The organism is Bartonella sp. CL434QHHD (genome assembly GCF_042195145.1).
GTDB lineage: Bacteria > Pseudomonadota > Alphaproteobacteria > Rhizobiales > Rhizobiaceae > Bartonella.
Map to the genome: position 1 here is coordinate 18,710 of NZ_JBHINT010000044.1, position 20,875 is coordinate 39,584.

At 36.6% G+C, this 20,875-nt stretch carries 17 protein-coding genes, 1 other RNA gene and 1 pseudogene; 16 read left to right on the plus strand and 3 right to left on the minus strand.

The genetic code is table 11. The annotated features are described in order from the left end of the window. Positions 1 to 9: 9 nt before the first annotated feature. Positions 10 to 1,056, minus strand: a complete 1,047-nt coding sequence (locus tag ACFILN_RS07945) for a substrate-binding domain-containing protein (protein WP_375631060.1) — start codon at positions 1,054 to 1,056, stop codon at positions 10 to 12. Positions 1,057 to 1,188: 132 nt separating this feature from the next. Beyond that, a complete protein-coding gene (gene gshB / locus ACFILN_RS07950) occupies positions 1,189 to 2,136 on the minus strand; it encodes a glutathione synthase (RefSeq protein WP_375631061.1) in 948 nt (315 codons plus the stop codon). A gap of 87 nt (positions 2,137 to 2,223) precedes the next feature. Here gshB and ACFILN_RS07955 point away from each other — a divergent pair, with 87 nt between their 5' ends. Then, complete coding sequence (locus ACFILN_RS07955) at positions 2,224 to 3,018, plus strand: molybdopterin-synthase adenylyltransferase MoeB (RefSeq protein ID WP_375671245.1); 795 nt, start codon at positions 2,224 to 2,226, stop codon at positions 3,016 to 3,018. A 922-nt stretch (positions 3,019 to 3,940) separates the two neighbouring features. Here the strand turns inward: ACFILN_RS07955 and ACFILN_RS07960 are convergent. Next, complete coding sequence (locus tag ACFILN_RS07960; protein WP_375657909.1) at positions 3,941 to 4,504, minus strand: c-type cytochrome; 564 nt, start codon at positions 4,502 to 4,504, stop codon at positions 3,941 to 3,943. Between the two features lie 104 nt (positions 4,505 to 4,608). Between ACFILN_RS07960 and ACFILN_RS07965 the strand changes: the two genes are divergently transcribed. The 15 genes and pseudogenes from ACFILN_RS07965 (at position 4,609) to lnt (ending at position 20,790) form a co-directional block, all read left to right on the plus strand. After that, positions 4,609 to 5,340, plus strand: a complete 732-nt coding sequence (locus ACFILN_RS07965) for a 3-deoxy-manno-octulosonate cytidylyltransferase (RefSeq protein WP_375631064.1) — start codon at positions 4,609 to 4,611, stop codon at positions 5,338 to 5,340. Next, a complete protein-coding gene (locus ACFILN_RS07970; RefSeq protein ID WP_273790573.1) occupies positions 5,337 to 6,200 on the plus strand; it encodes a prephenate dehydratase in 864 nt (287 codons plus the stop codon). The genes ACFILN_RS07965 and ACFILN_RS07970 overlap by 4 nt, the downstream gene beginning before the upstream one ends. Before the next feature lie 537 nt (positions 6,201 to 6,737). Further along, positions 6,738 to 7,145: a hypothetical protein gene (locus ACFILN_RS07975; RefSeq protein WP_375613320.1), complete on the plus strand. Its 408-nt coding sequence runs from the start codon at positions 6,738 to 6,740 to the stop codon at positions 7,143 to 7,145. Positions 7,146 to 8,698: 1,553 nt separating this feature from the next. Beyond that, positions 8,699 to 8,796, plus strand: an RNA gene (ffs, locus tag ACFILN_RS07980) — signal recognition particle sRNA small type. A 223-nt stretch (positions 8,797 to 9,019) separates the two neighbouring features. After that, entirely contained in the window at positions 9,020 to 10,960 is a 1,941-nt protein-coding gene (locus ACFILN_RS07985; RefSeq protein ID WP_375654453.1) for a DNA polymerase III subunit gamma/tau, read from the plus strand. Positions 10,961 to 10,974: 14 nt separating this feature from the next. After that, positions 10,975 to 11,298, plus strand: a complete 324-nt coding sequence (locus ACFILN_RS07990) for a YbaB/EbfC family nucleoid-associated protein (protein ID WP_273790576.1) — start codon at positions 10,975 to 10,977, stop codon at positions 11,296 to 11,298. A 30-nt stretch (positions 11,299 to 11,328) separates the two neighbouring features. Next, a complete protein-coding gene (recR, locus tag ACFILN_RS07995) occupies positions 11,329 to 11,934 on the plus strand; it encodes a recombination mediator RecR (RefSeq protein ID WP_273790577.1) in 606 nt (201 codons plus the stop codon). A gap of 49 nt (positions 11,935 to 11,983) precedes the next feature. Continuing rightward, complete coding sequence (locus ACFILN_RS08000; RefSeq protein WP_375654452.1) at positions 11,984 to 13,012, plus strand: YeiH family protein; 1,029 nt, start codon at positions 11,984 to 11,986, stop codon at positions 13,010 to 13,012. 712 nt (positions 13,013 to 13,724) lie between these two features. Further along, positions 13,725 to 14,408: pseudogene (tsaB, locus tag ACFILN_RS08005) on the plus strand (tRNA (adenosine(37)-N6)-threonylcarbamoyltransferase complex dimerization subunit type 1 TsaB); the annotation flags it as partial. A gap of 3 nt (positions 14,409 to 14,411) precedes the next feature. Beyond that, the gene (rimI, locus tag ACFILN_RS08010; protein ID WP_273790580.1) at positions 14,412 to 14,903 is read left to right on the plus strand and encodes a ribosomal protein S18-alanine N-acetyltransferase; all 492 of its coding nucleotides are present in this window, start codon (positions 14,412 to 14,414) and stop codon (positions 14,901 to 14,903) included. Between the two features lie 31 nt (positions 14,904 to 14,934). Next, positions 14,935 to 16,311 (plus strand): tRNA (N6-isopentenyl adenosine(37)-C2)-methylthiotransferase MiaB, encoded by a 1,377-nt coding sequence (miaB, locus tag ACFILN_RS08015; protein ID WP_375671246.1) that lies wholly within the window; start codon positions 14,935 to 14,937, stop codon positions 16,309 to 16,311. A gap of 159 nt (positions 16,312 to 16,470) precedes the next feature. Continuing rightward, positions 16,471 to 17,595 (plus strand): PhoH family protein, encoded by a 1,125-nt coding sequence (locus ACFILN_RS08020; RefSeq protein ID WP_375637610.1) that lies wholly within the window; start codon positions 16,471 to 16,473, stop codon positions 17,593 to 17,595. Then, on the plus strand, positions 17,592 to 18,059 hold the full coding sequence (gene ybeY / locus ACFILN_RS08025; RefSeq protein WP_375637600.1) for an rRNA maturation RNase YbeY: 468 nt from the start codon (positions 17,592 to 17,594) through the stop codon (positions 18,057 to 18,059). Before ACFILN_RS08020 ends, ybeY begins: the two co-directional genes overlap by 4 nt. Positions 18,060 to 18,167: 108 nt before the next feature. After that, complete coding sequence (locus tag ACFILN_RS08030) at positions 18,168 to 19,193, plus strand: hemolysin family protein (RefSeq protein WP_273790583.1); 1,026 nt, start codon at positions 18,168 to 18,170, stop codon at positions 19,191 to 19,193. Then, positions 19,156 to 20,790, plus strand: coding sequence for an apolipoprotein N-acyltransferase (gene lnt, locus ACFILN_RS08035; RefSeq protein ID WP_273790584.1), 1,635 nt, complete (start codon positions 19,156 to 19,158; stop codon positions 20,788 to 20,790). The genes ACFILN_RS08030 and lnt overlap by 38 nt, the downstream gene beginning before the upstream one ends. Positions 20,791 to 20,875 lie beyond the last annotated feature (85 nt).

The window sequence follows — 20,875 nt, forward strand, 5'->3', positions numbered from 1 at the left end:
CCCTGCAAATTATTTCAATGTCATTACTCGACCAGCAGAAAAATCAGAACGCTGTGCTTGACGCTCCTTTTCAGGAGAAACAATCAAACCATATTCAGCCAAAGGACCCTCTGGACCAATCATTTGATCAGAAAGAAAAAAATCAACATACTCTCGCAAACCTGAAATAATACCTAAATGTGCTTTCTTAATATAGAAAAAAAGCGGACGAGAAACCGGATATTGTCCACTAGAAATCGTCTCAACTGTTGGCGCAAAACCGTTAATATCGGCAACCTTTAGTTTATCAGCATTATTTTGATAAAAAGACAAACCAAAAATACCAACCCCTGTTTTATTAGAAGTTAGACGCGCAAATGTTTCAGAATAATCACCATCAATATCAACCGCTTTTCCATCCTTACGTACCGCAATACAAGCAGTGTGTATCTCCTTATCATCCATTCCTAAAGACTTCATCACCTCAACTGCCCCACTCTCTTTACACCCCTTAGTAAGTAATTTTTCCTCAAAAACTTCACGTGTCCCATGCTTCTCCCCAGGAATATACGCTGCTATCGTCCAATCAGGAAGAGCACTATTGACTGCACTCCATTTCAAAACATTATTCGGTTGCAACTTTCCGTCTATAATAATTCGAGCAGCAAGGGCTTTATAAACATCTACTGGCTGTAATTTCCAATCAGGTCCCTTAATATCAGTTGCAAAAACAATGCCATCATACCCAATACGTATTTCCTCAACATCTTTTACACCAGCATCAAAACAAGACTGTAATTCACTCGGTTTCATTGCTCGCGAAGCATTAACAATATCAACAGTGTTCTCCCCAATACCACGGCAGAATTCCTTAATACCAGCTCCTGTTCCACCCGATTCGATAACAGGAACCTTAAAATGAGGATAAATTTCTCCAAATGTTTCAGCAACAATCTTTTGATAAGGTAAAACTGTAGATGAACCAGTAATCTGTATTTGATCGCGCGCATTGCCTCCATTTGCTGACAGCAGTAGCGCAAAAAACAATCCCACTCCAATTGATAATACTCTGTTCATCTATAAGCTCCCTAAAAATTGAGGATAAAGCCTCTTAATTTATATCATACGGTCATTCTAGTTCACATTTGCAACATAACAAATATAAAAAACAACATGGATCATTTTTTAAAACCATGTTTTTGTCCTCTGTCAAATAAATTCATTTGAACGCTTGAACTCAATAACATCCCAAAACAAATGAGCAACATCTGTACCGCAGAAGCGTTTAATTTCACGAATTCCCGTAGGAGACGTCACATTAATTTCTGTTATATAATCTCCAATCACATCAATCCCCACAAAAAGAAGACCTCGTTCCTTTAAAGCTGGACCAATGCGTTCACAAATCTCATAATCACGTTTTGTTAACTCAACATTTTCCGCGCGGCCTCCAACATGCATATTAGAGCGCACATCTGTTTCTGTCGGAATTCGATTAATAGCTCCAACAGGTGTACCATCAAGCAAAATAATCCTTTTATCTCCTTTTCGTACTGCCTCTAAATAGCGCTGAACAATAAAAGGTTCGTGATAAATTTCTGAAAACATTTCCAACAATGATGCTAAATTGCGATCATCTTGTTTTAAATAAAAAATACCAGCGCCCCCATTTCCATAAAGTGGTTTAACAATAATATCGCCAAATGTCTCTCTAAAAGCTGTTATTTCTTCAATATCTTTGGTAATTAATGTTTCTGGCATCAGATCAGAAAATTCAGTCACAAAAATTTTTTCTGGACTGTTGCGTACCCATGCCGGATCATTCACAACGAGTGTTTTAGGATGAATACGTTCTAACAAATGAGTCGTTGTGATATAATTGAGATCAAAAGGTGGATCTTGGCGTAAAAGAACCACATCCATATCTGTTAATTCCGTGCGAACAGGCTTTTCTAATTGATAGTGGCTTCCCTCTTTATCATGTACAATCAATGGCTCTAGTCGTGCAATCACACAACCATCATACAGAGATAAACGATCTGGTGTATAATGGAAGAGAGAGTGTCCACGTTCTTGTGCTGCTAAAGCGAGTGCAAATGTCGTATCTCCTTGAATCCGAACTGTTGAAATATGATCCATCTGAATGGCAATTTTCATAAATAAATCCTCCCTATCCTAAAAGCAGACTGGTCTAAGCATCATAAACTTAGTAAACAATAAAAGAACTATGACAAGAGAAAATTTATGACAAAAGAAACAGATACAAAATTAAACAACAAAGAAATCGAACGCTATGCACGCCACATCATTTTGCCTGAGATTGGTGGTGTAGGACAACAAAAGATAAAAAAAGCACGTGTTCTTGTTGTGGGTGCTGGTGGTCTTGGTGCTCCTGTCTTAACCTATTTGGCTGCCGTAGGTGTAGGAACCCTTGGAATTGTCGATAACGACATCGTTTCACTTTCCAATTTACAACGCCAAGTTATTCATAAAACAAATGCAATAAACAAAAGCAAAACAGACAGTGCTGAAACCACTATAAAAGCAATAAATCCCCATGTTGTAGTTGAAAAACACACCCTACGCTTAGATAAAAGTAATGTGGATAAACTGCTTAATGCTTACCACATCATTGTTGATGGAAGTGATAATTTTACGACGCGCTATCTTCTTGCTGATCACGCTGCCCAATGCAAAAAACCCTTAATAAGTGGTGCTGTAGAACGTTTTAATGGCTCATTAACCGTCCTTATGCCGTATAAAGACAATAATCCTCACTATCGCGATTTATTTCCCACCCCTCCAGCTCACGGGACTATCCCAACATGCGCTGAAACTGGAATAATCGGTGTTTTACCTGGCGTTATTGGGACCCTACAAGCAATGGAAGTTATTAAAATGATCACAAACATCGGAGAGCCATTAGTAGGAAAGATTCTTCTCTATAATGGATTATTAGCGCAATTTAATATTATTACTTATAAACGCTCAAATTATAAAGAAAATGCCATAGTTATTAAGAAGCTTGGAGAATTATGATTATGTCCTCTCTTCCACTAATTTTTAGCACTCTCGCAATATGTATTGAAATACTAATATTTTATCGCAAGTCATCGAAACACTGTAACCAATTGAAACTATTAGATTTATCACAAATGTTGAAAACCTTTTGTGAAAAAATAATTCTCTATAATGGATTATCAGTATAATTTCATGTCATCGTCTATAAATGGACAGAGACTCGTGGGAACGTAGCTGCTATCAGTATTCTTGTGTAAAAAATTTTCGACGTAGATAAAAATACAATCAGCAGAACTCTATTCAACTATTTTACTATTCACACATAAAAATTGTTTCACATGAAAGTGCTTACTTCAAACCATAACCTATAAATAAATAATCTAAGTCACATTTTAGTGATTAATACTATAGAAGGTCAATGATCTGTCCGTACATCTCTAACCTCAAGAGAAAACGTCTATTCATCGAGCATCATAAAATGCAGCTTAGGATTATTGCACGTATAAGAACAATCAATTGTTTCTGTTCATAAGAAAAATACATGGGAATTGATGTAAAAGTACATAGGGATTGATGTGTATAGAAGGATTGAGATAAACCTCATGGAGAGCTTTAATTACATAATTATCGCATTCAGAAGCAGAAAGTTGCGGCTCATGAATTGATAATCCTTCAGCAATAATTTCACAGACAAGTATATGTAGAAAAAGTGAAGCAAACAAATCTTGAAAACCAATCTGCAGATGACAGCGTAAAGAGTGCATTTTTATAAAAGATCTCTTTAAAATAAGCGAGTAAATATGCAATGTTAAATGTGTTCTGTTTTGCGTGAGGGGCGTTCCCCCTAACAAAACATCAATAAGAGCTCTTTTTATAAAACCGTGAAACTAAAATTACAAAAAGTCAGACTTCTTTCTAAAATTAACATCTATGGTATAAGTTAATTTGGCTCGTTCGCTTTATTATTATCCATTGGTAAAGGAACAGGATGATCGGATAAACTGCGTAAATAAAGCAAAAGATCGGCACGATCTTGATCATTTTTAATTCCACGAAAAGACATAATGGTCCCAGGAAAAGCTTCACGTGGAGAATGTAAATAACGATCTAACGTTACAAAATCCCATTTTTGATCAGAATGAGCACGTAATGCCCGTGAATAAGCAAAACCTGCTGCTGATGCCAAAGGGCGGTTAACAATCTCCCAGAGGACTGGACCAACACGCCCTGCTGCATTGCGTCCAGATGTGTGGCATATGGCACATTGGCGAAAAACTTTACGGCCATTTTCAAAATTGCCTTGTTGAAGGCGGCTATTTAGTGATAGGGAAACATCAGGTGCTTTTTGTTTTTCTTGAAATATATCATTCTTGGCAACTGTATGATGATATTGGACTGATGTAGGATGATCGTAAATTATATTGCTGAGTGTGGAAATCCCCACAACAGCGACCAGCACACATAAACAAGCACAAATAAAATAAATAAATCTCCGGCGATTCATAAAAACTCAAATGTTCACGGTTTCATTACCATTTTTAGTCTAAGCTTTTTCTTTATAACACACAACATCATAAATGCATCACAGATGACATTTGGAATCTTACAATGGCTCTTGAACCAATTATTCTTATTCCTGCCCGTATAGGCTCAACCCGTCTTCCTCAAAAAGCTCTCGCTAAAATTGGCGGAAAACCGATGATTGTTCATGTCGCAGAACAAGCTAAAAAAGCTGCAATAGGACGTACAATCGTTGCAACAGATCATAATGATATCGCTAAAGCTGTTGCAGATTATGGACATGAATATATCATAACACGAGGTGATCATAAGTCTGGATCTGATCGTATTTATGAAGCTTTAATGCGCATTGATCCGGAACAACGTTACAATGCCATTTTAAATATACAAGGTGACTTACCAACAATAATGCCTCGTGAAATCATTCGTGCGCTACGCCCTTTAGAAAATAGCTTTACTGACATTGCAACCTTGGGCGCCCAAATCATTGAAGAAAATGAAACAAGAGATCCCAATGTTGTCAAAATCATTGGTACACCGCTTTCTCAAAATCGTCTTCGTGCTCTTTATTTTACGCGCGCCACAGCACCCTATGGAGACGGTCCTCTTTATCACCATATTGGAATATACGCCTATAGGCGCGAAGCACTTGAGAAATTTGTATCATTCAAACCCTCACCACTTGAGAAACGTGAAAAACTTGAACAATTACGTGCATTAGAAAACAACATGCGTATTGATGTGGAAATAGTCGATACAATTCCCTTAGGTGTAGACACACAACATGATCTCGATAGAGTTTGTGAGATTTTAGCATGAAAATACTTAAAAAAACCAATAAAATTTCTTTCCAAGGAGAATACGGCGCTAATTCCCATATTGCTTGCTCCAATATGTTCCCCAATATGGATGCTGTTCCCTCTGCTACTTTCGAAGACGCCCTTAATTTAGTGGAAAGCGGGAAAGCTGATCTTGCTATGATCCCTATTGAAAATACCCTTGCGGGACGCGTTGCAGACATTCATCATCTTTTACCGCAGTCATCTCTTTATATTATTGATGAATATTTTTTACCTATCCATTTTCAACTCATGGTTTTACCCGGCGTTACACATGACGAAATTAAAACCGTCCACAGCCATACGCATGCCCTTGCACAATGCCGAAAAATCATACGAAACAACGGTTGGAAACCTGTTGTTTCTGCTGACACCGCTGGAGCTGCAAAATTTATTAAAAAAAATGCTAAACGTTCACAGGCTGCCTTAGCACCTTTAATCGCAGCAGAACTCTATGGACTTGATATTCTTGAAAGAGATGTTGAAGATAACCCTCATAATATTACCCGTTTTGTCATCCTTTCACGCTCCAAACGACATGTCCCCAAACCTCAAAATGGCGAAAAAATCATCACCAGTCTTCTTTTTCGAGTGCGCAATGTCCCCGCTGCTCTCTATAAAGCTATGGGAGGATTTGCAACGAATGGTATCAATATGACAAAATTAGAAAGCTATCAAATTGGTGGAAATTTCAATGCAACACAATTCTTTGTTGATATTGAAGGGCATCCTGAAGACCCGATGATGAAACTTGCCTTAGAAGAATTATCTTTCTTTTCTGCAGAACTGCGTATTATCGGTACTTATCCAGCACAAAACGATCGAACATCGTATATATAAAAGCAATTAGGCTGCTATCATTCTTTGCTGATATCAAAGAGCATCGTAAAAATTTCATAATGCAACGTATCTTGAAAGAGCTCGTTTTTTTCTACTCAACACCCTTCATAAACACTGAAGAAGAAAAAACGGCTCATAAAAGAATATATAAATTATTTCCATAATATTTTTTCACAAATTATATCATGATAAAAAGCACTTCAACTTGTATAAAAACCAGTGTAAAAAAACACAGTAACCAAAAATAAAAACGCTTGTACCATCTATTTCCCTTTATATCTTCAAAGAGAGCTTCTTGAGAAAAGTCATTTCCTCTGACAATATTCCAATAAAGATAACGAACTTCTAAATTAGCTCTCAAAACAATTCAAATTATTATACATGATAGAGCATTCAAATTTCTTAGACTGATATCAGTCTGAACATGGTTTAAAACTAGAAAATGCAACTTAGCCCTGATTTTAGCGTTAAGTTTGAGCTTTTATCTTTATAAAAATTGATTTATGATTCACCTCACTTTAGAAAAAGGAGAAGATAATGAAAAAAATCTTCATGCAAGGATTATTAGCCGCAAATATTCTCGCCTACTCTAGTGGTGCGTTTGCTGGCTTTGGTGAGAGAAAATGGAATTTTGGGCTGGATGAAAGTGTTGTGATCATCCCATCCGATACAATCCATCAAGGAGCTGAATACTCTTGTAGTATCTTTGAACCAAAGAAAGTATCCTTTACTTTATCGTACTCTACCCCTTCTGATTTAAACAAATTGAGAATTGCTGTTGATGATGAAAAAAAAATAACCCATGATAAAGAAAAGAAGATCTTTATCCTAAAAAATATAAAATCTCTTCATATAAGTTTTCCTTCGTCAGGACATTATATTTTTAAAAATATTACGAAGAAAAAAGTTGTTGGAACAAATTGTGACACAGGAGATTATGATTAACAATATTTCTATAACATCTAAATTTTAGTAGATTTATTTTTTTCAGTTATTTTTTTTCAAAATACAGCATAATAAGCCATTAAAACTTATCGCTGAAGAGGTGTTTTTATCCTAATATGGCAAACCTTAAGTTGCTCATAAGGTTAGATATTAAGGAACTTTTGCGAAAACTAAAAGACTAAATTTAAATTGTTCTGTATTTTCTACTATCAGAGCTATTTTTTTAATAAGAATATGCTTCTCTCTTCGCAACTGCTTCATTTTAAGTGATATAAAGCACATCGTACCCAAATCACTTAGATAAACGGAAAAGTAAAATTTGCTCTACAGATGCATTCCTCACTGCACTTTAAGTCATACTCATTCAGCTTTTTATAAAAATTATCTCGCTTTTCCCTCCTTATTAAAGAATATATTATTTGAAACTATAAAATGTCGCTTATATCGAATAAGAACCATTTTTATGCTTATAAAATCCGTATCCCCTTATTTCTATAGCGTTGAATGTTGCATCTCCTCTTGTATGAGTACAGCCCCTTTAAAAATATATGAAATCTTTTCTCAAATAATGAAACTTCATATATTGACCCACCTTGTGATGAACATCAATGTTTTTTAATTAAAAGAACAAGCACGCAAAAAAAGAGCGATAACATCTACTCAGTATTTATATATTTATATTATGTTAAAAGAGGTGGTGCTCTTATAAGATATTTAAGATACTGGCTTATCATTATACGACTTTGATTTTCTTACACTGAATTAAAACCACGAATAAAGTAAGATCCTCCCATCTTAAATCTCATATTGAATCCATTAAAATCGTTTCCTCGAAAGTTACAAATGGGATTGGTGTGTGAGTAAAAATGATTAAAAAAAGGAATAAAAATGCTTCTTATAAAGCCTCTCAAGTACAAGGGATCGCAACATTGGGAGTTGTTAAATAGCATGAGGGCTAAAATTTATACTTTGTATTAAGCATAAAGAGGGTAGCGCAACAATAGATTTATAACTCAAGGGAAGCATGTATACTATTTATGAGTGGCGTTTGAAATATAGTTAAGAGTATTGAGCAATCGCTCTTTAAAAAGCCTGTGAATGTATAACATTAAATGTATTCTGTTTGGGATGTTCTGTTTTGTATAGAGGAGCAACACCATTAAAGCAATATTTTATAATTCTTTAAATAGCACTCTTCCCCCCTGACTTTCGAATGTTAGCCAATTACATGATCTATCTGCTTTATTTGCTTCTTTGACTGTTGTAAATTTTTGATGATTCAATTTCGTAGTTTTAGAACAGATGTATCTATCCTAAAACTCTTACATGTTTCAGCGAATGAGAATAATTATACATTCAGACTATCTTAAGCGAAAAAATATTTTCATACCAAATAAATATGAAGAGCTACTGCTATAAAAACTGGTAAATCCACAATCTCTTTGTTGTTTATATGTCAATAAATTAAACGCAAAGGAAAATTCTTCGTCGTTCTTAGGATATTTTTCGTTTCTGATCTTGATTTTTCATTCCAAATCGACAATATGAGCTTGGGAGGTTGGTGGTGGACGAACTACTCGCCAACTGGGTCAGGTCTGGAAAGAAGCAGCCCCAACGAGTTCTGGTACGGGTCATCGTTCCAACCTCCTATTTTGCTGAAGAAATTATTTTTTATGCTGTCTTTTAGCGAGGTATTTTTAATCTTCAGAGCAGCATTTGTATGCAGCAAATAAAGGGGTTTTGTTATTTTTAAACAAATTGTCCCATAAATAATTTGATTAAGAAAAAATCCTTTTATATGAGACTACAGTATTGATCTATGCTTTTGTATTATCAAAATGTACGCATAAAGAACTTCGAAGTTGGAAATACTCATGGAAAATTTACCGGTAGAAACAGCCTATCGTGTTCTTGCTCGTAAATATCGACCAAAAAACTTCTCTGACCTCATTGGTCAGGAAGCTATGGTGCGTACTCTCACCAACGCCTTTGAAAAAGGTCGTATTGCACAAGCGTGGATGTTAACAGGGATTCGTGGCGTAGGTAAAACCACAACAGCACGTATTTTGGCACGTGCGCTTAATTATAAAACAAAAGATATTGATCAACCAACAACCGTATTGGACTCTCTTGGAGAACATTGCACACAAATTATCGAAGGACGCCATATTGATGTTATAGAAATGGATGCCGCTTCTCATACGGGCATTGATGATATTCGTGAAATTATTGAACAAATACGCTATCGTCCTGTTTCTGCACGCTATAAGGTTTATATTATAGATGAAGTACATATGCTCTCAACACAAGCCTTTAATGGTTTATTGAAAACTCTTGAAGAACCACCGTCCCATGTGAAATTTATTTTTGCCACAACAGAAATTCGCAAAGTTCCTATTACAATTCTTTCGCGTTGCCAACGTTTTGATTTGCGACGTATTGAATCAAAAGCTTTGAGTGCACATTTGCGTCAAATTGCGAAATATGAAAAGGTAGAAGTAGAAGATCAAGCACTCTCTATGATTGCCCGTGCTGCAGAAGGATCAGCACGTGATGCATTATCCATTTTTGATCAAGCAATCGCCCATAGCAATGGCAATGTTAATGCTATTGCGGTGCGTACAATGTTAGGATTAGCGGATCAAGCACGTATCATTGATCTTTTTGAATTTATTATGAAGGGCGATGTTGTCAATGCGTTACATGAATTACGCAGTCAATATGAAGCAGGTGCTGATCCTCTTACTATATTGACAGAACTAGCCGATTTTAATCATCTGGTCACACGTTTACGTTTTACACCAGAAATAGTGGAAGATTTTTCTCTAACTGAAGAACAACGTTTAAGAAGTTTAGACTTTTCAAAAAAACTTTCCGTTCCTATTTTATCCCGAAACTGGCAAATGTTACTCAAAGGTTTACAGGAAGTTAATCAAACTGCACGTCCTCTTCAAGCCGCTGAAATGCTTTTAATTCGTCTTGCTCACACGGCTGACTTACCAACTCTTGATGAGGCTTTAAAAAAGCTTACGCAAGAAAAAACGCCTCTCACACTGGTTAAAAACTCTTCTCATCAAGAATCTACAAATGCAAATAATATAACAAAAGAAACAATGGTCGGAGCCCATGCTTCCTCGAGCGTTTCAAATACATTACCCGATCAATCAGATTTTAAAAGCTCTTTGAAAAACCAATTAGATCATTCCTTACAACCGGAAAATTTAGTTAAAAATCAAAACCATGACAAAATCAACGCCCAAGAAGTAACAGAAATTCTAGAAACTTCTCCATCTACTGATCTTTCTGAAAAGATTGTAAATTTATCGCATTCTGTCACGCAAACAACAGAAAAGATTACTGAACCTAAAACTCTCGTGATTAATTCTTTGCACGATATTGTTCAATTAGCCGAACAGCATAATGACACTCCTTTCAAACTCCTTATTAAAGAATTTGTTCATCCTGTTTCTTTTGAAGCTGGGCATATTACCTTAAGACTTTCTGAAAATACCCCACAATTTCTTGCTCATGATATAGAAAAAAAGATATCTCAATGGACAGAAAAACGCTGGACAATAACTTTTGTTAATGAAGGAGGTGGCCCAACCTTACAGGAGGAAAGTATAGCGATTCAAAAGACTCTTTTTTCTAATGCAGAAACAGATCCTGATATTGCGAAAATCCTCAATCATTTCCCAGAAGCAAAAATTGTCGATATTCGACTCAATAAAGAAGAAAATGATCTTGATTTACTCTCCAATACCTTTAAAAATGCTGATATTTTTAAAAATAAAAATGATATCAATGATGAATAAGGATACCTATTCCTATGCGTGAAATGATGAGCATGATGAAAAAAGCCAAAGAAATGCAAGAAAAAATGCAGAAGATTCAGGAGGAAATAGCTAATCTGCAAGCTGTGGGCACTGCAGGGGGTGGTCTCGTCAATATCACTTTAAATGGCAAAAATATTATAACAGCAATTCAAATTGATCCTTCATTACTCAAACCTGAAGAAGCTGAAATTCTTGAAGATCTCATTATGGCAGCTTATAATGAAGCAAGAACAAAAATCGAAATCGCAATAGAAGAAAGAACCAAAAGTATAACGGCAGGGCTACCACTCCCATCAGGTTTCAAGCTTCCATTTTAATGAAACGGATTTTTTCCGTGGGACAAAAATATGTCTAAATACATTGCAGGACCTGAGATTGAACGTCTCATTCAGATTTTATCACGGTTACCAGGTCTTGGTCCACGTTCAGCGCGTCGTGCTGCACTGCATCTTATCAAAAAAAAGGAGACTTTGCTGGAGCCTTTAGGAGCGGCTATACAAGCAGCTATCGAAAAAGTCGGCATTTGTTCTGTTTGTGGAAATGTCGATACCATTGATCCTTGTTCAATTTGTACAGATTTGCGCCGCGATGATACAACAATCATCGTTGTTGAGGATATTGCTGATCTGTGGGCCCTTGAGCGCGCAAAAACTTTAGCCGCACGTTATCATGTGTTGGGTGGACGACTCTCCCCCTTAGATGGAATAGGTCCTGACGAACTCAACATTGCCACCTTAATACAGCGTGTTGTACAAAACCCTATTACGGAGATTATTCTTGCTGTCAATGCGACTGTCGAAGGTCAAACAACTGCTCACTATATCACTGATCAGCTTTCTAATTTTCCAGTTAAAATTACGCGACTTGCTCATGGTGTTCCTGTAGGAGGTGAGCTTGATTATCTTGATGATGGAACTTTAGCAGCAGCTGTACAAGCAAGAACAAATCTTTAAAGCTTTTTCTTCTTAACCTTTAGCTCTTTAATGACGGGGGAATATTAAAATGATAAAGAAAAATCTCTCACTTTTAAACGACTTTGGTCCTGGTGTTTTAGTATGTTTACTCATATCAGCCTTAGCTTATGGCTTAGAAGTTGTAGAAAAACAGCTTTTCACGGAAGCGTGGCTTGAAAGCCTTGTTTTGGCAATTCTTCTAGGATCAATTATCCGTAGTTGTTTTTCTTTGCCAACATATTTTCAAAAAGGTATCACCTTTTGTGCAAAAACACTTCTCGAAATTGCTATCGTTCTTCTAGGAGCAAGCATTAGCATTAACGCAGTCCTTTCAGCTGGCTGGAATTTGCTTGCTAGTATCATATTCGTGATATTCGTAACGATTATCCTGAGCTTTGCCATCGGCCGACTTTTCGGGCTTTCTACACATTTGGCAATGCTGGTCGCTTGTGGGAATGCTATTTGTGGCAATTCAGCTATTGTCGCCGTTGCACCTGTTATAAAAGCAAAACATGACGATGTAGCCGCGTCAATTGCCTTCACTGCTCTTTTAGGAATTCTTATTATTTTATTTCTACCCTTTTTACATCCATCTCTGAATTTGTCATTTAGCCAATATGGTGTGCTTGCTGGCATGGTTGTGTATGCTGTACCACAGGTTTTAGCAGCAACAGCACCTATCTCTTTTCTAAGTGTTCAAATTGCAACAATTGTCAAATTAGTACGGGTTCTCATGTTAGGCCCTGTTATTTTTACTCTATCAATCATTTATCGCCGATCAGCAGAAACACGCTTGCGTTTACATACCCTCGTCCCATGGTTTATCATTGGCTTTATTATCATGATGCTTGTTCGCTCAAGTGGTCTTATCCCTGAAAAGGCTATCAATCCCATCAAATTTATTGCCCAGTTGTTTACTGTTATCTCAATGGCTGCACTAGGATTAGGTGTTGATATCCGATCACTAAAAAAAGCAGGATGGCGCGTCATTTTGGCTTCAACCTGCTCCATAATTATTCTCGGTATTTGTAGCCTTATTATGATACAATTGAATGATTTAAATCATATAACATTTTAAAATGTGCATTGATTATTATTTTTCAACGTAGTATGCAATCAACCCAAAGTCCTCATTATTATTAAAATCAGTTCTTTCATAAACCAGAAAAAGTTCTAAAATATTGCTCATTATTCTATACAAAAAATTGAAAGAGCTGATATTTAAGTGAAAACTGTCAATTTTGCTTTTCAGTCCATAATGATTTGCAACGGGGTAGTATCAAAATACGTAACTCATACAAAACAATACCATTTCTTTCATCTGCTCTCATTACGCTGAGGTTTTTATACAAAGACTGATAAAATATATTCTTATTTGGAAAAAATGTGAGGTCATGACTTTTCCTCTTTTAAATTACTTTTACTTACTATGTGATACAAGTGGCATCAACGTACTATTTGATAGCTTAAAAGTTGTGACAACCCTTACATTTAAATGATTCGTGAAAGGATTTTTGATTCATACGCTAACTCCGCTTGTAATATACAAGCTAATAAATTTAATTGTTTCACCATAAGTAAATTTAAAATAAGAGAATCTTACAATACTCAAGGTACTCATTCAAAAAGTGAAATAATAAGGATTAAATTAACATCTCGTTCTATCTCATAAAAAGATATTGTTGCTTATTGGCACTAGTAACTTTCTTACAAATGAAATATACGATAATGAAAAGATTAAAAATACAGCAGGACTTTTATTTATCGTTTTATTCAACTAAAATATTTTTATGCTTATCCTTGCTATAGATACTGCTTCAATTTATTGTGCTGTTGCGCTTATTCGTCATAAATCTGTTATTGCGCGTATCAATGAACGCATGAACAAAGGACATGCCGAAAAAATTATTGGGCAGATTACACAAATAATGAAACAAGCCAATATGACGCTTGATCAAGTTGAGCGTATTGCTGTCAATATTGGACCTGGATCATTTACTGGTGTACGTGTCGGTGTTGCAACAGCACGCGCTTTGGCATTAGCACTTGAAATACCAGCTGTTGGAGTGAGTGCTCTTGAAGCGTTAGCAGCACAAGTCATAAACAGTAAAAGTACAGTATCGGCAATTACTGTTGTCATTGAAGCAGGGAGAGGAATGTTCTACCATCAAAATTTTCATAATGATCTCACACCTTTGGGAGAGCCGGGATTAAAAACAATTGAAAATATCCTCGAAGATTTGCCAAAAAAAACCCGACTGACTGGCCCAGCTGCTGATGTCGTTATGGAGCATATTAAAAACCATAAAATACACGAAAAAATTGTCCTAGAAAAAATCCCCTGCGAAGCGGCCGATATTGTAAACTATGCTTATCTTGCTGCAAACAAACAATCAAAAAATTCGCCTCGCCCACTCTATCTACGCAGCGCTGATGCAAAACAACAAACCAATTTTGCTTTGCCACAAAAAAAAATAATGCCCAAATTTTCATTGACAAAAAAGATTTTTGGAATTGCTCCGCTACAAGTTAATGATAGTGCTTCTCTTCATCAAATTCATCAACATTGTTTTACCCCTTCTTGGGAAAAACAAGCTTTTGATAATTTCTTAACAGATCACTCTATCTTCGGATACAAAGTTTTTCTCATTGATCGCTCTGATCAAATTTTAGGCTTTTGCCTATGCCGTCTCATCCTTGATGAAGCAGAAATCATCACAATTGCTGTTCATCCTCATTATCGTCAACAAGGAATTGGTACCTTTCTTATCGATCGTACAGTTCACCATCTTCACGACAAGGGCGCTATAAAATTATTCTTGGAAGTAGAAGCCACAAATCTTTCTGCTTTGAACCTTTATCAACGCTTTGAATTTCAAAAAATTTCTGAACGTCTTGCCTACTACGCGTCAAAAAATGGTCGTGGTGATGCAATTATCATGCAAAAAACTTTTAAGCAAATAGATTGAGATTTGTGTAAAAAACATTTACACATGCGCTATGAATAAAGTAAATCCTAAAAATACGCCTCCTGTTGCTCCTAAAAAGGTTTTTATCAAAACCTATGGATGTCAAATGAATGTTTATGATAGCCAACGGATGACTGATAGCCTCAGTTCGCAAGGCTATGTGACAACACAAATTCCCAATGATGCCGATCTTATTCTTGTTAATACCTGTCATATTCGTGAAAAAGCAGCAGAAAAACTTTATTCTGATCTTGGTCGTTTGCGCGTTATGCGTCAAGAGCGCACACCTGATAAACCCCTGATGGTTGGTGTAACAGGTTGTGTTGCACAAGCTGAGGGAAGTGAAATCTTGCGCCGTGCTCCAACAGTGGATCTTGTCATTGGTCCGCAAATGTATCATCGCTTGCCAGAATTGTTAGAAAAAGCAAAACAAGGAAAAAAAATTATCGAAACAGACTATGCTGTTGAAGATAAATTTGCTCATTTGCCGCCCCATAATAAACATGCGGTAAGAAAACGAGGTGTTAGCGCATTTTTAACAGTACAGGAAGGTTGCGATAAATTTTGCACTTTTTGTGTTGTTCCTTACACACGCGGTGCTGAAATATCACGGTCTGTCGAGCAAATTACCGAGGAAGCCCGCCAACTCATCGAAGCGGGTGTCAAAGAAATTACGCTGCTTGGACAAAATGTCAATGGTTGGCATGGACAAAGTGCTGATGGCAAAACTTGGCGTCTTGGCGATCTTCTTTATCATCTTGCAAAACTCAATGGTTTAAAGCGTTTGCGTTACACAACCAGCCACCCACGTGATATGGATGATAGCCTTATTGCCGCGCATCGAGATCTTGATATGTTAATGCCTTACCTCCATCTTCCTGTTCAATCAGGTTCAGATCGCATCTTAAAAGCCATGAACAGACAACACAAAAGCTCTCATTATCTTCATCTTATCGAAAAAATTCGAAACGCACGGCCAGATATTGCCTTTTCAGGCGATTTTATTGTAGGGTTTCCAGGAGAAACAGATGAAGACTTTGAAGAAACCATTAAACTTATTCAACAAGTACAGTACAGTTCAGCTTATTCTTTTAAATATTCCCCCCGTCCTGGAACAGTGGGAGCCACAATGAAAAATCATGTTGATGAATCTGTAAAAGATTCCCGACTTCAACATTTACAAGCCCTTCTCCTTGAGCAACAAAATACGTTTTTGCGTTCTAAAATTGATCAGAAAACGAACGTTCTCATCGAAAAACCTGGACGTCACTCAGGGCAAATGGTAGGGCGTTCCCCTTGGCTTTTACCTGTTGTTGTCGATACAGAAGCCTCTACAGGTAGCGTGATAGAAATTCATATTAAAAATGCCAGCTCAAACAGTTTTGTTGGTGAAGTGACAAATAGATAAACATGCCTCTAACACCTTGTTCAAAAATAAATATTTTTGAAAACTCTTTTATTTTAAAAGAAAATGATTACATCTAAAGCGTGCACTTTTTGTAAAAATTGTCTTTTATAAAGTTTACTTAACAAAATGTGCAATGTTTATGTAGATATGGAGAATAGGCTGAAAGCTTCAACCGAAAAAATAAAGCGTATTAAAGAAAAAGTAAATATGTCCCTTGAAAAGGCTGATACCTTGAAACAAACAAGCGCTTCAGATGTGAGCCAAGTTGTTTTGATTTTCGAAAATAATAAATATGCAAAAGCAGTTTTTGGTAAATTTGACGAAAATCTCGCTTATATCGAAAAAAAACTCGAACTTAGTATTCATCCGCGTGGTAATGAAGTCTTAATCCGTGGAAATATTTCTGTTATAAAACATGCGCAATATGTATTGCAGCAGCTTTATGAACGTGCCAAAACACATCAAGAGCTCACTTTATCAGATATAAAAGGAGCGATTGCTATGGTAAATATACCAAAGAAGCAGAAAGAAGACACAATAACACACAAATCTGCAACGAAACGTATACCAGCACGGTTGAGTACCCATAAAAAAATAATTCATGCAAGAACTCCAACACAAGACGCTTACATAAGCGCTATGGAGCATACTGAACTTGTGTTTGGTGTAGGACCAGCAGGAACAGGAAAAACGTATCTTGCTGTTGCTCATGCTGCAATGCTTCTAGAACGTGGTATCATTGAGCGAATTATTCTCTCACGTCCAGCTGTTGAAGCTGGAGAACATCTTGGTTTTCTTCCCGGTGATCTCAAAGAAAAAGTCGACCCATATTTACGACCACTTTATGATGCTCTTTATGATATGATGCCCGCTGAAAAAATAGAACGCATTTTAGCTTCTGGTGTCATAGAAATTGCTCCTCTCGCCTTTATGCGGGGACGAACACTTGCCCATGCTGCTGTTATTCTTGATGAGGCACAAAATACTACCCCCATGCAAATGAAGATGTTCCTCACACGTCTTGGAGAAGGAACGCGTATGATTGTGACCGGTGACGTAAGCCAAATTGATTTGCCTACAGGGCAAAAATCAGGTCTCATTGAAGCAATTCGCATTCTTTCAAATGTAGAAAATATTGCAATTGTGCATTTTGATGAAAAAGATGTTGTACGACACCCACTTGTTGCTGCTATCGTTCGTGCTTATGATCGTGATTCCGAAATACAAAATAAAAAAAAATCATTCGCATGCGATGCATTAAAAAATGAATTTGATTCGTCATGATTATTATTGATATAATGATTAAAAGCGCAGGGTGGAATGATGAGAAAATGCTTTATAATATCACTGAAAAAGCATTAATGGCAACTATGCATCATGTTTCATTGGAAAATGTTGTAAGCGAGATTAGCCTGCTTTTTACGGATGATGAACATATGGCACAAATCAATGCACAATGGCGCAACAAAAACAAATCCACTAATGTATTATCCTTTCCTGCTTTTCCACTTAAAGCTGGAAATCAACCTGGTCCCATGCTCGGTGATATTATTATTGCCCGAGAAACTGTTGTTTTCGAAGCAGAGAAAGAAGGAAAAACATTTCAAGATCATTTAACGCATATGATTGTTCATGGTATCTTACATCTGCTTGGTTATGACCATGAAACTGATGATGAAGCATATAAAATGGAAAAGCTCGAAAGAGAAATTCTTCAAAAGCTTTCCATAAAAGATCCTTACGCATAATTGTCTATCAATGATAAAATTTAACTTTTAAAATCAATATTACCAGCATACCATTTAAAGCCTCTTATTTATCTGTTATAAAAAGAAAGTCTAAAAGATTTCAAAACCATGGCAAACAAAATAAATGCACAAAATAATAGTCAAGCATCTTCTAATAATGAAAAAGACCCCTCTCAACAGACGAATCATACAGAGAAATATTCCCTGATGAATCATTTATTTTCATTCTTACGGGGTCGTAATTGTGCATCTACGTCACTGCGCGATGATCTTACCGTTGCACTCACGACTAACAATGAAAAAGATACCGCCCTCTTCTCACCTGAAGAACGTACTATGCTGCATAACATTTTACGCTTACGTGAAGCACGCGTGGATGATGTTATGATACCTCGTTCTGAAATCGAAGCATTAGAAATAAACACCTCTCTTGGAGAAACCCTTCAATGTTTTGCAAAAATTGGTCATTCTCGTATACCCGTTTATGCTGAAACTTTAGATGATCCGCGCGGCATGATCCATATCCGCGATATTCTTAACTACATCACTCGCTTTATTATCAACCCAACAAAAACCGAACAAAAATCCGATTTGCTTCAATTAAACCATACAGACTTGCATACTCCAATCGGTGAATTGGATTTGATCCGAACAGTTCTCTTTGTTCCCAGTTCTATGCTTGCGAGCAAATTATTAACACGGATGCAAACTACACGAACTCAAATGGCTTTAGTTATTGATGAACATGGAGGAACAGATGGTCTCGTTTCAATGGAAGATATTGTTGAGTTAGTCGTTGGGGATATCGAAGATGAACATGATAATGTCGACAATGCTATCGTACGTGAACCAAATAATAAATGGCTCGTTGATGCAAGAACTGAACTAGAAGATGTGGAGAAAGCTCTTGGTCCTGATTTTATCGTAGGGGAATATGGTGATGAAGTTGATACTATTGGTGGTTTGATCGTCTCCATTCTTGATCGCATTCCTGCTAAAGGTGAAATTGTCGAAGCTGTACCTGGCTATAGATTTCGTATTTTAGAAGCTGATAAACGCCGGATTAAACGATTGCGCATTTTTCGCATTCCCAAAAATGAGAATCTTGAGAACAATGCCATCCCTAAAGAATAGTCCAGCGTTTTTAAACAATTTCATCGTTTTTTTGTTCTCTGTTACAGGCTGGAAGCGCCAAGCATGGATATTTCTGTGTGGTGCTCTTACTTCTTTTGCACTTCCACCCTTTTATTTAACACCTCTTTGCTTTTTAACTTTCCCTCTCTTTATTGTTTTACTTGACTCAATACGGGCCACCAAAAACAATAAAAAACATTTTTTTACTTACGCTTTAAGCTGTGGAACCTTTGGTTTTAGTTATTTTATTTGCGGCCTTTGGTGGCTATGCAATGCTTTGTTAACAGATCCAGATTCTTTTGGTTGGGCAGTCCCATTAGCCATTTTATTCCCTCCACTCTACCTTTCTCTTTATTGGTTTTTTTCTGGTTTCATTGTCGGTTTATTATGGACAAAAGGAATAGCACGCTTTTTTGTTTTAGCCTTTGCATTAGGATTATCCGAGTGGTTGCGTGCGTTTTTATTCACAGGATTTCCATGGAATTCTCTTGGCTATACAGCCATGCCAACCCCAATGTTCATGCAATCTGATGCAATCGTAGGACTTTACGGAATGAATATTCTTGCTGTATTAGCCTACAGTTTGCCAACTGTTTTATTAACGAATGAAAAAAAGAAAGTGGCACTTTCTCTTTGCTTATCACTTATATTCATTCACTGTGGTTTTGGGTTTTATCGTCTTCATACTATAGAAAACACAGCTGAAGATCAAAAAAGTGCTTATTGGGTGCGTATTGTTCAACCGTCCATCCAACAAAATATAAAATTGCGTGATAATACACGAGAAGCTATGTTGGAAGCGCATATGAAGCTAAGTGCAACACCAACAACCGATCAAAATTCAGAACCCGATTTTATCATATGGCCGGAAGCTTCCGTTCCTTACCTTCTTTATGATAACTCATCTATCACAATGCGCATTGCCTCTCTTTTAAAACCTAAACAATGGGCTATTATCGGAGCAATACGCGCCAGCAATGATCTACCTCATTCCCAAACACAATATTTTAATACAATTGCAGTCATTAATGCTCAAGGTAATATTTTAAATACCTCCGATAAACTTCATTTGGTTCCTTTTGGTGAGTATCTTCCTTATCAGAATTTATTGAAAAAAATTGGATTGCGTACCCTTGCCGATAATATTGGTGGATATAGTACTGCAAGTGTGCGCAAAATTGTTACAATGCCAAACGGATTTTCTTATCTACCCTTAATTTGTTATGAAGCAATATTTCCCCATGAAATGACTTTTCAAGGCTCCCCGCCTCAAGCAATTATTAATATTACAAATGATGCATGGTTTGGTGTAACACCTGGACCCTATCAACATCTTCAACAAGCACAGCTTCGTGCCGTTGAACTGGGAATCCCCCTCATACGGGCAGCTAATAATGGCATATCAGCTGTTATTGATTCTTATGGACGAATCGTTGTAGCTCTTCGACAAAATGCTGTGGGCATTATTGATTCACAAGTTCCATCATCCATTACCCCTATAGGAAGCAATGAATACAGAACTTTCTCTACTTTTATCTTATTCATCCTTATGCTATTGTGTCGTGTTGGTTTTGGTTCTACAAAACAGCTTAAATGATTCAAGTGCCCTTTGTACGGCATTATGTTGCGTGTACCAGTAGTATTGGGAAAAAATATTACATATTGTTTTAATTATATGATAA

Excerpts from the sequence above, each read along its gene's own strand:
- ACFILN_RS07990 (WP_273790576.1), top strand. The coding sequence starts at position 10,975 with ATGCGTGAAATGATGAGCATGATGAAAAAAGCCAAAGAAATGCAAGAA.
- ACFILN_RS07985 (WP_375654453.1), top strand. The coding sequence starts at position 9,020 with ATGGAAAATTTACCGGTAGAAACAGCCTATCGTGTTCTTGCTCGTAAA.
- ACFILN_RS07970 (WP_273790573.1), top strand. The coding sequence starts at position 5,337 with ATGAAAATACTTAAAAAAACCAATAAAATTTCTTTCCAAGGAGAATAC.
- ACFILN_RS07965 (WP_375631064.1), top strand. The coding sequence starts at position 4,609 with ATGGCTCTTGAACCAATTATTCTTATTCCTGCCCGTATAGGCTCAACC.
- miaB (WP_375671246.1), top strand. The coding sequence starts at position 14,935 with ATGAATAAAGTAAATCCTAAAAATACGCCTCCTGTTGCTCCTAAAAAG.
- ACFILN_RS08030 (WP_273790583.1), top strand. The coding sequence starts at position 18,168 with ATGGCAAACAAAATAAATGCACAAAATAATAGTCAAGCATCTTCTAAT.
- gshB (WP_375631061.1), bottom strand. The coding sequence starts at position 2,136 with ATGAAAATTGCCATTCAGATGGATCATATTTCAACAGTTCGGATTCAA.
- ybeY (WP_375637600.1), top strand. The coding sequence starts at position 17,592 with ATGATTATTATTGATATAATGATTAAAAGCGCAGGGTGGAATGATGAG.
- ACFILN_RS07960 (WP_375657909.1), bottom strand. The coding sequence starts at position 4,504 with ATGAATCGCCGGAGATTTATTTATTTTATTTGTGCTTGTTTATGTGTG.
- lnt (WP_273790584.1), top strand. The coding sequence starts at position 19,156 with ATGAGAATCTTGAGAACAATGCCATCCCTAAAGAATAGTCCAGCGTTT.
- ACFILN_RS07975 (WP_375613320.1), top strand. The coding sequence starts at position 6,738 with ATGAAAAAAATCTTCATGCAAGGATTATTAGCCGCAAATATTCTCGCC.
- recR (WP_273790577.1), top strand. The coding sequence starts at position 11,329 with ATGTCTAAATACATTGCAGGACCTGAGATTGAACGTCTCATTCAGATT.
- rimI (WP_273790580.1), top strand. The coding sequence starts at position 14,412 with ATGCCCAAATTTTCATTGACAAAAAAGATTTTTGGAATTGCTCCGCTA.
- ACFILN_RS07955 (WP_375671245.1), top strand. The coding sequence starts at position 2,224 with ATGACAAAAGAAACAGATACAAAATTAAACAACAAAGAAATCGAACGC.
- ACFILN_RS08000 (WP_375654452.1), top strand. The coding sequence starts at position 11,984 with ATGATAAAGAAAAATCTCTCACTTTTAAACGACTTTGGTCCTGGTGTT.
- ACFILN_RS07945 (WP_375631060.1), bottom strand. The coding sequence starts at position 1,056 with ATGAACAGAGTATTATCAATTGGAGTGGGATTGTTTTTTGCGCTACTG.